At 60.6% G+C, this 11,326-nt stretch carries 14 protein-coding genes; 10 read left to right on the top strand and 4 right to left on the bottom strand.

The window, feature by feature from the left end:
- Positions 1-4: 4 nt before the first annotated feature.
- From ACQY1K_RS20335 to ACQY1K_RS20325, 3 genes are all read right to left on the bottom strand, one after another.
- Complete coding sequence (locus ACQY1K_RS20335) at positions 5-718, bottom strand: GntR family transcriptional regulator (RefSeq protein ID WP_062576427.1); 714 nt, start codon at positions 716-718, stop codon at positions 5-7.
- 106 nt (positions 719-824) lie between these two features.
- Positions 825-1,643, bottom strand: coding sequence for a sugar phosphate isomerase/epimerase family protein (locus tag ACQY1K_RS20330; RefSeq protein ID WP_430260559.1), 819 nt, complete (start codon positions 1,641-1,643; stop codon positions 825-827).
- A 9-nt stretch (positions 1,644-1,652) separates the two neighbouring features.
- On the bottom strand, positions 1,653-2,393 hold the full coding sequence (locus ACQY1K_RS20325) for an SDR family NAD(P)-dependent oxidoreductase (RefSeq protein ID WP_174197515.1): 741 nt from the start codon (positions 2,391-2,393) through the stop codon (positions 1,653-1,655).
- A gap of 198 nt (positions 2,394-2,591) precedes the next feature.
- Between ACQY1K_RS20325 and ACQY1K_RS20320 the strand changes: the two genes are divergently transcribed.
- Positions 2,592-3,290, top strand: a complete 699-nt coding sequence (locus ACQY1K_RS20320) for a hypothetical protein (protein WP_062576421.1) — start codon at positions 2,592-2,594, stop codon at positions 3,288-3,290.
- A complete protein-coding gene (locus ACQY1K_RS20315) occupies positions 3,287-4,192 on the top strand; it encodes an NAD-dependent epimerase/dehydratase family protein (RefSeq protein WP_430260557.1) in 906 nt (301 codons plus the stop codon). The genes ACQY1K_RS20320 and ACQY1K_RS20315 overlap by 4 nt, the downstream gene beginning before the upstream one ends.
- Here the strand turns inward: ACQY1K_RS20315 and ACQY1K_RS20310 are convergent.
- On the bottom strand, positions 4,165-4,776 hold the full coding sequence (locus ACQY1K_RS20310) for a TetR family transcriptional regulator (RefSeq protein ID WP_162734756.1): 612 nt from the start codon (positions 4,774-4,776) through the stop codon (positions 4,165-4,167). The genes ACQY1K_RS20315 and ACQY1K_RS20310 overlap by 28 nt on opposite strands.
- A gap of 288 nt (positions 4,777-5,064) precedes the next feature.
- On the opposite strand from ACQY1K_RS20310, the gene ACQY1K_RS20305 reads away from it, so the two are divergent.
- From ACQY1K_RS20305 to ACQY1K_RS20270, 8 genes are all read left to right on the top strand, one after another.
- Positions 5,065-5,898 (top strand): transporter substrate-binding domain-containing protein, encoded by an 834-nt coding sequence (locus ACQY1K_RS20305; RefSeq protein ID WP_430260555.1) that lies wholly within the window; start codon positions 5,065-5,067, stop codon positions 5,896-5,898.
- Positions 5,899-5,984: 86 nt separating this feature from the next.
- Positions 5,985-6,425 carry a type II 3-dehydroquinate dehydratase gene (aroQ, locus tag ACQY1K_RS20300; RefSeq protein ID WP_430260553.1) on the top strand — a complete coding sequence of 147 codons (441 nt, stop codon included), beginning with the start codon at positions 5,985-5,987 and terminating at the stop codon, positions 6,423-6,425.
- Positions 6,422-7,483: a Gfo/Idh/MocA family protein gene (locus tag ACQY1K_RS20295; RefSeq protein WP_430260551.1), complete on the top strand. Its 1,062-nt coding sequence runs from the start codon at positions 6,422-6,424 to the stop codon at positions 7,481-7,483. The genes aroQ and ACQY1K_RS20295 overlap by 4 nt, the downstream gene beginning before the upstream one ends.
- Positions 7,480-8,304, top strand: coding sequence for a sugar phosphate isomerase/epimerase family protein (locus tag ACQY1K_RS20290; protein WP_430260549.1), 825 nt, complete (start codon positions 7,480-7,482; stop codon positions 8,302-8,304). The genes ACQY1K_RS20295 and ACQY1K_RS20290 overlap by 4 nt, the downstream gene beginning before the upstream one ends.
- Positions 8,301-9,128 (top strand): aldo/keto reductase, encoded by an 828-nt coding sequence (locus tag ACQY1K_RS20285; protein ID WP_430260547.1) that lies wholly within the window; start codon positions 8,301-8,303, stop codon positions 9,126-9,128. Before ACQY1K_RS20290 ends, ACQY1K_RS20285 begins: the two co-directional genes overlap by 4 nt.
- A 37-nt stretch (positions 9,129-9,165) precedes the next feature.
- The gene (locus ACQY1K_RS20280) at positions 9,166-9,828 is read left to right on the top strand and encodes an amino acid ABC transporter permease (RefSeq protein WP_092664176.1); all 663 of its coding nucleotides are present in this window, start codon (positions 9,166-9,168) and stop codon (positions 9,826-9,828) included.
- A gap of 13 nt (positions 9,829-9,841) precedes the next feature.
- Positions 9,842-10,486 (top strand): amino acid ABC transporter permease, encoded by a 645-nt coding sequence (locus tag ACQY1K_RS20275; protein ID WP_062459043.1) that lies wholly within the window; start codon positions 9,842-9,844, stop codon positions 10,484-10,486.
- A 73-nt stretch (positions 10,487-10,559) separates the two neighbouring features.
- Complete coding sequence (locus ACQY1K_RS20270) at positions 10,560-11,282, top strand: amino acid ABC transporter ATP-binding protein (protein ID WP_430260609.1); 723 nt, start codon at positions 10,560-10,562, stop codon at positions 11,280-11,282.
- Positions 11,283-11,326 lie beyond the last annotated feature (44 nt).

Below are 11,326 nucleotides of genomic sequence, written 5' to 3'. Positions count from 1 at the left end.
GGGACTAGTCCGGCAGAAGGCCGATATGGTCGAGTTTCGCGCTGCGTGCGGCTCGTCCACCGGGAAGTCGTAGCGGCTCTTCCTCAATACCGTACCGAACCGCCATCATCAGGACATGGGTCCCAAGCATGTCCAGTCCTTCGGTGATCCGATTGCTTTCCAGAAGCTCGACGATGGCGATATGTTCAGCACTCGCGTTTTTGCGCGTGGGCAGCGTGGAACGGTGCGATCGAAGTGCTGCGACCTTGCTCGACACGAGCTGGTAGGCGTTGAACAGATACGGGTTGCCGCAATTCTCCAGCGATGCATCGTGGAAATGATCATCAGCGCGGGCGGATCGATGGTTGTCGCCCGCCTCGCACGCCGCCATCATGTCTTCGGCAGCTGCCCGCATCGCCTTTAACGTTTCATCGCGACGACGCGACATGGCGAGGCGAACTGCCTCGATCTCGATCGTCTTGCGGAATTCGCACAGGTTTTCCGTGTCTTCGCGAGTCGGCAGAAAGACGAAGCTTCCCCTTTGCGGACGCACATCGATGAGGCCCTGCTGTTCGAGCGTTGCAAAGGCTTCTTTCACCGGGCTCCGACTGACGCCAAGCGTGGTCGCCAGCTTGTCTTCCGAAAGTGCGTCACCCAACTCGAGCTCGCCATCGATGATGGCTCGTCTCAGCCTCTCGGTCACCCTTGCGCCCAGCGAGGATCGTGGTTTTGCATCCATTCCTACGGTCCCTTCCTTCCCGGAGCGGATCATACGCTCCGACGCGGCATAACCGAATTCTGTACGCGCCCTCAGGGAGTGAGGCAACATTCCCTGAGGGCGCTTGTCAGGTGGCGATCTCGTCCAGGAAGCGCCGCGTGGCAGCCATTCCCATTTCGGCGCGCTGCATGAAGCTGAGCGCCGCGTCTCCTTTATGCGGGGTTTCGACGCTGATCACGACATCTGCGGGCAGGGCGGCCATCAGATCCTTCAACCACAGGCCGCCGTCGCCTGGAAACATCCGGGCAGTGCGTGCCTCGGCAATGCAACCGGCGTTGTCTGCCGGTTGCTCGGCCGGCGCGTCGCAAAGCTGGAGATACAGCGCCTGGCTCTTCGGCAGGCTTGCGACATCGGCGGGGCTGCCGCCGGAGCGTGACAGGTGTAGCGCGTCTATCAGAAGGCCGACATTGTTCCGCCCCGTCGCACTCGCCAGGCGGCTTGCATCATGGATGTTGGCAGTGGAACGCCAACGCATGAACTCGATCGACATTTTGATGCCGTATTGCGCCGCCGCGTCGGCAATGCGGCCGAGATTGTCTGCTGCTCGGGAAAGATCCGGGTCCTCGCAGGTGATCTGCATGATCGGCATTGCGAATTCACCGGCAGTCTCGATCACCGGAAGCCAGGTTTTGATGTCCGTCTCCGGCAGGAGGGTGAACACCTCGCCGTCGTAGAACGACATGCCCGTGTCCGACGCCGCGGCGTTGATTTCGCGGATCAGCTTCTGGTTCCCAACGATTGGATGGGCAAGCTCCAGCCCGTGTGGAGCAATCAGCCGCAGGCTGACGAGATCGTAACCGCAGGCGGCTGCGATCCTGACGTTCTCGACCGGAGGACAACCGAACACGGTCAGATAGGCGAGCGAAAGGGTATGTTGCTTATACATTGTGCGACCTCAATACGTCGCGCGGCCGCCGGAGACGTCGAACACGGCGCCGGTCGAGAACGAGCATTCCTCAGACGCCAGCCAGTTGACGAGCGATGCGACTTCCTCCGCTTCGCCGAGGCGACCGACAGGGATCTTCGCTGTTACATAGGCTTTGAATTCCGGTGTCAGCTGGTTCATCATTTCCGTTTCGATCGCAGCCGGCGTCACGCAGTTGACGCGGATCTGCGTCGTTGCCAGTTCCTTGCCGATCGATTTCGTCAGGCCGATAACGCCCGCCTTCGAAGCGGAGTAGGCGACCGCGTTGGGATTGCCTTCCTTGCCGGCGATCGAGGCGATATTGACGATGCGGCCATAGCCGGTCTTCAGCATTTGCCGAACCGCCGATTGGCAGCAGTAGAATACTGCATCGAGATTGAGCGACATGACGAAGCGCCAGCCGTCATGCGGGTAATCAACGAATTTTTCGAGCGGGCCATTGTGACCGGCGCAGGTCACGAGAATGCCGAGCGGCCCGAGATCCGCGACCGCTTGCTCCGTGGCTGCCTCGACCGCGGCGGGGTCCATGACGTTGACCACATAACCCTTGGCGCCCGGAAGCTTGGCAGCAGCCTCTTCGACCCGTTCCTTGTTGATGTCCCATAGCGCGACCTTGTGGCCCTTGGCCGCAAGTCTTGCTGCGATCGGAAATCCGAGCCCGCCGGCCCCCCCTGTGACGATCGCAACGCGAGGTGTTTCCTGGTTCGCCATGTGTATCTCCTCCCTGGCATTACGACCCGTTTCCCAAGAGCCGCTTTCTTTTCGTTTGTCGTCTTCACGCGTTCGTATGGTTGAAACCTTGCGCTTGACATTTGTAGCATACTAACATTCTAGTGGCCTACATGGGTCGCAAATGACCGGCTTGTCAAGCGCTGAGGATGCAGGGCGAGTGAATGGGAGGAGAAGACGATGGGAATGAATGGCAACGCCTTTCTGGCGATCTGGCACGACATCGAAGAGGGCGGGCATGCCGAATATATCGAATGGCATACCCGCGAGCATATGCCCGAGCGCCTTTCGATCCCGGGCTTCAGAACCGGCAAGCGGCTGCATGCTCCTTCTGCCTCCCGCTATGTTTTCGGCACCGTCTATTCCGGCGAGACCCTGGAGACCTTCCGTTCTCCCGACTACCTCGAACGTTTGAACAACCCGACACCCTGGACGACGGCTGTTGCGCCGAGTTTCCGTAATTTTCTGCGCGTCGCCTGCGAACGCATTGCTGAGGCAGGCCATGGTGACGGTGGCAGCATGGCGACGATCCGCTTCGATCTTTCGGGCGACGATGGCGAGACCCGGCTGCGGGCAAATGCTCAGGCACTCGCGGACACGATGCTCGCGGTGCGTGGTGTCTCCTGCGTCCACGTCGGTGTTTCCCGCAACGAGGTTTCGAGCGTCCGCACCAAGGAAACCGAGCTGCGGGCTGTAATGAACGAGACTGTCTTCGACGTCGTCGTTCTGGTCGAGGGGTCGTCGAGCGCAGGACTGCGGGCGGCCTTGCCCGAGGTGGAGCGGCTGGCAGTTGAAAGCGGCATCCTTCAAGCGCCGGTCACTGATATCTATGAGACCGCCTTCTCGATTACCTCGGAAGATATGCGGGGCGCGCCATGACCCGGATTCTGATGACCGGCGGCGCCGGCTTTCTGGACGGCTGGATCCTCAAGGCGTTGAAAGCCGAAGGCCATGACGTGCGGATTTTCGATCGCTCGCCCGACCGCCGCATATTGCGGGACATCGCTGGCGACGAAGCGGATCACGTCGAGTGGTTTGAGGGCGATATTACCGATGGCGCCGCGGTCAAATCGGCCGCCAAAGATTGCGCATCCATTATTCATCTCGCCGCTCTGCTGACGCCAGCCTGCAAGAACGACCCGGTGCTCGGCGCGACGGTGAACCTGATCGGCACGCTGAATGCGTTCGAAGCGGCCAAGGCTAACGGCATTGCGCGGATTGCCTATGCCAGCAGCGCTGCCGTCTTTGGCCCCGATGACGGCACGACGCCGCATCCGGTCACGCATTACGGCGCCTTCAAGCTTGCCTGCGAAGGAAGCGCCCGCGCGTATTGGGCGGATGCTGGTATCTCAAGCATTGGCCTTCGCCCGACGGTTGTCTACGGGCCTGGGCGCGAAAGTGGACTGACTGCGGGGCCAACGCTTGCATGCCGCGAAGCGGTTCTCGGCAATGCCTACACGATCGGATATTCCGGTCCGCAGGATCTCGTTTTCGTCGCCGATGTTGCAGCGGCCTTCGCGGCGGCGGCAACAAGACCGTTCGAGGGCGCGCATGCGTTTTCGGTCGGCGGTGCCTGCGAGGACGTCCCGGACGTGATCGCAGCGATCAGAGCCGAGATCCCCGGCGCAAACATTGATTTTGGCGGCCCAGCTGTGCCGATGGCGCCGGATATCAAAGCTACCGACAATCAGGCTCTGCTGGGCCCGATCCCGGTTACTCCCCTCCGGCAGGGAATATCACAGACTGTCGCCCATTACCGATCGATCGCGGGGAGGGGCTGATGACCGTCCGCAGCGACATATCGCAGGATCATGTCGGTCATGGTTTCCAGGCGTGCCTCGACCGCGTCTGCAGCCATGAGGTCGCGTCCGAACAGGACCTTCAGCGTGTGGCGATTGGAAACATAGGTAAAGCCGAGGGCGGAAATCGAGATGTAGAGATCGAGAGGGTCCACGCGTCGGAAAAGGCCCTTTGCGGCACCGATATCGAGGATCGTCGAGACCTTCGTCACGACCGAGCTGTTAAGCCCCTTCATGTCGCCGGCCGACTGCAGATGCGCTGCGCCGTGCAGGTTTTCTGTGTTGATCATTCGCACGAAGGCGGGGTTGTCGATATAATACCGGAAGGTAAAGGCGATCAGCGCCTTCATCGCACCGACGGGATCTTCCGGATCGAGCACGAGGGCGTCTTCGGCACTGCGGATGCCGGTGTAAAGATGCTCCATCGCGGCAAGGTAGAGATCCTCCTTGCTGCCGAAGTAGTGGTAGACCATCGCCTTGTTGGAATTCGCGCGCTGAGCGATGCGATCGACCCGTGCGCCACCGATTCCGTAGGTCGAAAATTCCGTGATTGCCGATTCCAGCAAAAAGCGTCTGCGCCTTTCCGGCGACCTTTGGCCCGGGTCAAGACTCGTATCAGCGGACATCTTTTCGGTGGTCGTCATCTCAATTCCTCGGCCTCGCGGCCCCGTTACCACAGCAGGCAACAGGGAGCAGCGGCTTAAGTGTAAGCAATCAATCCGCGAGCAGGAATAGCACGTCGATTGACATCAACCAACTGGTTGGTTAATTGAAATACGGGTATTTCCATTTGGGTTGCGAAGAGGAGTCGCCGCCCAAACATCAAAAGGCATCAACCCTGAGGAGGACATTTCATGCCAGGCAAATTTTCATTCCGCACACTCGCATTGACGCTCGTTGCAGGCGTCAGCATCGCGCTCGGCGCGTCAGCCGCCCATGCGCAGGCTCTTGAGAAGATCAAGAGCGCCGGCGTCATCCGGGTCGGCGTCATGGGCGAACAGGCACCATGGGGCTCGATCGACGCCAGCGGTCAGAACATCGGCTATGACGTCGATGTGGCCAAACTGATCGGCGAGGAAATGGGCGTCAAGGTCGAGTTCGTACCGAACGCCGTCTCGGCCCGCATCCCGAACCTTCTGACCGGCAAGGTCGATCTGCAGATGGCCGTCATGGGCATGTATCCGGATCGCGCCAAGGCCGTGCAGTTCAGCAAGCCTTATGCAGGCCTGAAGATCATTCTTCTGTCGAGCGCCAAGAACAAGATCACCGCGATCGAGGACGCAAAGAGCCTGCGCATCGGCGTGCCGCGCGGCGCAGCACAGGACAAGGCGATCACCACCCTTCTGGGTGACGTTCCCAACATCCGCCGCTTCGACGACGACAGCTCCAACATCCAGGCTCTCGTCTCCGGTCAGGTCGATGCGATCGGTGGCAACACGACCTACAAGATCAACCTCGACCGCGCATCGCCAGGCAACGACTACGAACAGAAGCTGGTCTTCAACGAACAGTGGATGGGCGTTACCACCAAGCTCGGCGACAAGGAAATCAACGACTGGCTGAACAAGTTCATCGACAAGATCAAGGCCGATGGCCGTCTCGAAGCGATCAACAAGAAGTGGCTGGCAGCAGACGCGCTTCCTAATTTCCCGGAAAAGCTCGAGGGCATCCCCTTCACAGTACAGTAAAAGTTAGCGTCAATTCCACGACCGCATGACGAAACGGGGCGCGCAGCCGCGATTGGAAAAGCGCGCCTCGATCTGCAGCAAAAGGCATGGACATGCGCACGATCTTTATTCTGAACGGACCCAATCTCAATCTTCTCGGTCAGCGCGAGCCGGATATCTACGGCCGCACGACGCTCGACGAAATCCGTGCCTGGTTGGAAGCGGATGCTGCCGAACTCGGCGTCGCGATCGATTTCCGCCAGTCGAATTTCGAAGGCGAGATCATCGAATCCATTCATGCGGCGCGCCATGATGCCGCCGGCATCATCATCAATCCTGCTGCCTACACGTTCACGTCGATCGCAATTCTGGATGCGCTGAAGACCTTCGACAAGCCGAAGATCGAGCTGCACATTTCCAACGTGCACCAGCGCGAGGAAATCTATCACAAGTCGCTCGTCTCCAAGACCGCGACGGCAGTCATGGCGGGCTTCGGTGCCTACGGCTATCGCCTCGCTCTGCGGGCCATGGCGGAGATGACGCAATGACCCGCGTCGGTCTGATGGGTGCAGGTCTGATCGGCCGCGAACATGCCGACCTCCTGGTGTCCAACCGCCGCGCCGAAATTGCCGCGATCTGCGATCCGTCGTCCGCTGCAGCCGAACTCGCCGCGCGCCTCTCCGTCCCGTACTTTGCCGACTACGACACCATGCTCGACGAGGCAAAGCCCGACGGCGCCATCATCGCGCTGCCGAACAATCTTCATACACCGGCCGCTCTCGCCTGCATCGAGCGCGGCGTGCCCTGCATGATCGAGAAGCCGATCGCCGAAAGCATCGCCTCGGCTGCCCGCATCGTCGAGGCTTCGGAACGAAGCGGCGTGGCCGTCCTTGTCGGTCATCAGCGCCGCCACAGCCCCGACATCCGTTCCGCCAAACGCGCCATCGACGCTGGAGAGCTCGGACCGTTGGTCGCCGTCAGCGGCATGACCCTGTTCGACAAGCCGGACGACTATTTCAACACAGAATGGCGCCGCAAGCTTGGCGGCGGCGTGTTGTTGATCAACCTCATCCACGATATCGACGTCCTGCGCTATCTGGTCGGCGAGATCGAAAGCATCCGCGCTTTCACATCCTCGGCCCGCCGCGGCTTTGAAGTGGAAGACACGGCAAGCATTTCGATCCGCTTCGTCAACGGCGTGCTCGGCACGTTTCTGATTTCGGACGCAGCCGTCAGCCCCTGGGCCTGGGAATATACGTCCGGGCAGGCGCTTTATCATCCGGCACAGCCCGGTCCCTGCCTTTTCCTCGCCGGACGAAAGGCAGCACTGTCTGTCTCCGACATGTACCTGTGGCGGCACGCGGAGGAAAACGATCACTGGCAGCATCCGCTGGTTCGCGAATACCGCCCCGGCGATGGCTCGCTGACCTATGTCAACCAGCTTGACCACTTCGTCGATGTGATCCGTGGCGATGCGCAGCCGCTGATCAGCGCGCGCGATGGCATGTCGACGCTTGCCGCGACGCTTGCGGTCGATCTCGCCGGCCGCGAGGATCGCACGGTGACGCTCGCTGAAATGCTAGCACCGGCAAAGGTGGCGGCATGAAACGTAAGTGGTCCCTTTCCTTCCTGACCGGGCTCGGCGTCGCGCCGGAAGAGGCCGTGCGTGCGGCAGCTGAGGCCGGATACGACTATCTCGGCCTGCGCCTGATGCCGGCATTTCCCGGCGGCCTTGCTTATCCGCTGATGGATGACCCGGCGCGCGTGAAATCCCTGATAAGCTTGATGGCCGACAGCGGCGTCGCAGTGTTCGATATCGAGATGATCCGGATTTCGCCGGATTTCGATCCGGAACCGCTGCTGCCGTTTCTCGAATGTGCCGGCCAGCTCGGCGCCCGCGCCATTCTTGTTGCCGGTGACGATGCGGACGAGGGTCGTCTGACAGCCTCCTTTGTCAAACTCTGCGAGGCGGCACGTCCGTTCGGCCTCTCGATGGATCTCGAATTCATGCCGCAATCGGAGCTGCGGGATCTCGCAGCCGCCACCCGCGTCCTGACTGCGGCAGACCAACCGAACCAGGGCGTCATCATCGATACGCTGCATGTCTCGCGGGCTCGCACGACCATCGAAGAGATCACTGCTGTGCCGCGCAAGTGGCTGAACTACGTGCAGATCTGCGACGCTCCGGCCAAGATCCCGGAGACGCGGGAAGAACTGAACTACACGGCCCGCCATGCTCGGCTTCTGCCGGGCGAGGGGGAGCTCGACCTTGCCTGCATGTTTGCCGCCATGCCGGCGGATCTGCCTGTCGCCGTGGAAATTCCCAACGACGAGCAATCGGCGGGCCTGTCCGCCGCCGAATGGGCGAAGCGAACGCTGATCGCGTCGCGCAGAATTCTCGAACCCGAATCCGAAGAGGCCCAATGACCGGCTTGCAAATAAAGACCATCCAGGGCGTGGATATCCCGAGCCTCGGCTTCGGTACATTCGAACTGAAGGGACCGGAAGGCGAGGCGGCGATCCGTACCGCCATCGAACTCGGTTACCGCCAGATCGATACCGCGATACGGTACGGAAACGAAGTCGAGGTCGGCAACGCTATTCGCCAAAGCGGCGTGGCACGGGGAGAGCTCTTCGTCACCACCAAGATCTGGTTCAACGATCTCGATCCGGAAACGGTCGCGGCCCGCGTTGATGAGAGCCTGGAGCGGCTGGGTTTCGACTATGTCGATCTGCTCCTCGTTCACTGGCCAACCAAGGACGTGCCCCTTGGCGAAACGCTTGACGCATTCGCTCAAGCCAAATCCAAGGGCAAGACAAGGCTGATCGGTGTCAGCAATTTCACCGTGGCACTGCTCGACGAGGCGCTCGACGTTCACAAGGCCGAGCTGTTCTGCAATCAGGTCGAATACCATCCCTTCCTGTCGCAGGAAAAACTGCTCGAGCGCATGCGCCGGGCCGACATGCTGCTCAATGCCTATCAGCCGATTGCGCGCGGCAAGGTGTTCAGCTCCAAGCTGCTGACCGAGCTCGGAGCGAAGTACGGCAAATCGGCGGGTCAGATCACGTTGCGCTGGCATATCCAGCAAGACCATGTCGGTGCCATTCCGCGCTCCGCGAAGGCCGAAAACATCAGGTCCAACATGGACATTTTCGATTTTGAACTGTCGTCGGAAGACATGGCTGCCATTCATGCGCTGGCGCGTGGCGAGCGCTATTCCCGTTTCGAGTGGGAACCCGCTTGGGACTGAGACGCGGCGATGGTGAAGGCAATGAGGGAGGTAGAACATGACACTTGATTTCAGCGTCGTCACCGATGCTTGGCAATCGCTGGTCTATGGTACGTTGGGAACCCTGTTCCTGGCCGTGGCCGGCATGATGATTGCGACTGTTATCGGCGTGCTGGGCGTGGCGATCCTCAGAACGAACATGGTCATCCCGTCCTTTCTCGTCACGGCTTTCGTCGAGGTGATCCGCAACACGCCTTTCCTTGTGCAGATCTACTTCATCTTCTTCGCGCTGCCACTCGCCGGCGTCCGGCTTAATCCGACCATGACCGCGGTTCTGGCACTGGGGTTGAACGGTGGCGCCTATGCGATCGAGATTATTCGCGGTGGTGTAGAAAGCATTCCCAAGGGACAGACCGAAGCCGGGCTGGCGCTGGGTCTCCACAATCACGAAGTCTTCCGGATGATCGTGCTGAAGCCGGCGCTGCGGGCCATCTATCCCTCGCTGTCGAGCCAGTTCATCCTGCTGACGCTGACGACGGCGATCTGCACCTCGATTTCGGCCTACGAACTGACCTCGGTCGGCCAGCGTATCGAGGCTGAAACCTTCCGCAGTTTCGAGACCTATTTCACCCTGACCGGCATCTATCTCGTGATTTCGATGGTGACCATGTGGACGCTTGCCGCCATCGGCCGGCGTGCCTTCAACTATCCGCAGCGCTGAGGAGGACCAGGATATGGGATACCAAGAACTGACCTACCTGCTGCAAGGCCTCGGCTGGACCCTTGTCCTGACCGCGATGGCCTTTGTTGGCGGCATCATCTCGGGCGTCATCGTGGCGCTGATGCGGGTGTCGAGGATCGCCTTGGTCCGTTATATCGCGATCGGCTGGATCGGGCTCTTCCAGGGCACGCCGCTTCTGATGCAGCTCTTCGTCGCCTATTTCGGCCTGCCGCTTCTGGGCTTCGATCTGCCCGGTTGGGCCGCCGTCGGCATCGCGTTGACCGCGCATGCTTCGGCATTTCTCGGCGAAATCTGGCGCGGCGCGATCGAGGCCGTGCCGAAGGGCCAGACCGAAGCTGCCGATGCGCTCGGCCTCCACACCCGCAGCCTGATGTTCGACGTCATCATGCCGCAGGCGTTCAAGCTGTCGCTGCCGGCAACCGTCGGCTTCCTGGTCCAGCTTCTGAAAGGCACGTCGCTTGCTGCCATCGTCGGCTTCATCGAGCTGACGCGTGCCGGTTCGATCGTCTCCAACCAGATCTACCAGCCGCTTCTCGTGTTCGGCGTCGTCGGCGCCATGTATTTCGCAATGTGTTGGCCGCTGTCCCTGTGGGGACGACGCATCGAGCGGCGTATGTCCGCCGGTTTGGCAAGATAGAATAGGGAAAATGACCATGGCAATTGTGACCAACACCAACGCCCAGCCGACCGGCAAAGAGCCGATGATCATGATGCGCGACGTGGAGAAGTGGTACGGCGCATTCTACGCCCTCAAGAAAGTCAACCTGACAGTGGCGAAGGGTGAGAAGATTGTTCTCTGCGGTCCGTCGGGATCGGGCAAGTCGACGCTGATCCGCTGTATCAACCGGCTCGAAGCAAGCCAGGGTGGCAAGATCGTCGTATCGGGCCATACCGTGAAGGATGACCAGAAGGCGATCGATGCGGTGCGCCGCGAGGTTGGGATGGTTTTTCAGCAGTTCAACCTGTTTCCGCACAAGACGGTGCTCGAAAACTGCATTCTCGCGCCCATGCGCGTGCGAAAACTGTCGCGCTCCGAGGCGGAAAAGACGGCCCGCAAATATCTGGAGCGGGTCCGCATCGGCGATCAGGCGGACAAATACCCGGCCCAGCTTTCCGGCGGCCAGCAGCAGCGCGTCGCGATTGCCCGCGCGCTCTGCATGGAACCCAAGGCGATGCTGTTTGACGAACCAACCTCGGCGCTCGACCCTGAAATGGTCAAGGAAGTGCTCGATACGATGGTGTCGCTCGCCCGCGATGGTATGACGATGATCTGCGTGACGCATGAAATGGGTTTCGCTCGCCAGGTCGCCGACCGCGTCATCTTCATGGCCGATGGCGAGATCGTTGAGGAAAACGATCCCGAAAGTTTCTTCAGCGCGCCGGCCCATCCCCGGACCCGGGCATTCCTGGGCGAGATCCTGTCGCATCATTGATGGGGTGGAGCCAAGTGGGCACCTGCATGCGTTGGCTACTGAGG

The sequence above is a fragment of the Neorhizobium sp. IRS_2294 genome (assembly GCF_050500145.1).
GTDB classification, from domain to species: Bacteria; Pseudomonadota; Alphaproteobacteria; order Rhizobiales; family Rhizobiaceae; genus Neorhizobium; species Neorhizobium soli.
This window is presented reverse-complemented; position numbering and strand designations above follow the sequence as displayed.

Excerpts from the sequence above, each read along its gene's own strand:
- ACQY1K_RS20330 (WP_430260559.1), bottom strand. The coding sequence starts at position 1,643 with ATGTATAAGCAACATACCCTTTCGCTCGCCTATCTGACCGTGTTCGGT.
- ACQY1K_RS20270 (WP_430260609.1), top strand. The coding sequence starts at position 10,560 with ATGCGCGACGTGGAGAAGTGGTACGGCGCATTCTACGCCCTCAAGAAA.
- ACQY1K_RS20315 (WP_430260557.1), top strand. The coding sequence starts at position 3,287 with ATGACCCGGATTCTGATGACCGGCGGCGCCGGCTTTCTGGACGGCTGG.
- ACQY1K_RS20320 (WP_062576421.1), top strand. The coding sequence starts at position 2,592 with ATGGGAATGAATGGCAACGCCTTTCTGGCGATCTGGCACGACATCGAA.
- ACQY1K_RS20295 (WP_430260551.1), top strand. The coding sequence starts at position 6,422 with ATGACCCGCGTCGGTCTGATGGGTGCAGGTCTGATCGGCCGCGAACAT.
- ACQY1K_RS20325 (WP_174197515.1), bottom strand. The coding sequence starts at position 2,393 with ATGGCGAACCAGGAAACACCTCGCGTTGCGATCGTCACAGGGGGGGCC.
- ACQY1K_RS20285 (WP_430260547.1), top strand. The coding sequence starts at position 8,301 with ATGACCGGCTTGCAAATAAAGACCATCCAGGGCGTGGATATCCCGAGC.
- ACQY1K_RS20275 (WP_062459043.1), top strand. The coding sequence starts at position 9,842 with ATGGGATACCAAGAACTGACCTACCTGCTGCAAGGCCTCGGCTGGACC.
- ACQY1K_RS20305 (WP_430260555.1), top strand. The coding sequence starts at position 5,065 with ATGCCAGGCAAATTTTCATTCCGCACACTCGCATTGACGCTCGTTGCA.
- ACQY1K_RS20280 (WP_092664176.1), top strand. The coding sequence starts at position 9,166 with ATGACACTTGATTTCAGCGTCGTCACCGATGCTTGGCAATCGCTGGTC.
- ACQY1K_RS20290 (WP_430260549.1), top strand. The coding sequence starts at position 7,480 with ATGAAACGTAAGTGGTCCCTTTCCTTCCTGACCGGGCTCGGCGTCGCG.
- ACQY1K_RS20335 (WP_062576427.1), bottom strand. The coding sequence starts at position 718 with ATGGATGCAAAACCACGATCCTCGCTGGGCGCAAGGGTGACCGAGAGG.
- aroQ (WP_430260553.1), top strand. The coding sequence starts at position 5,985 with ATGGACATGCGCACGATCTTTATTCTGAACGGACCCAATCTCAATCTT.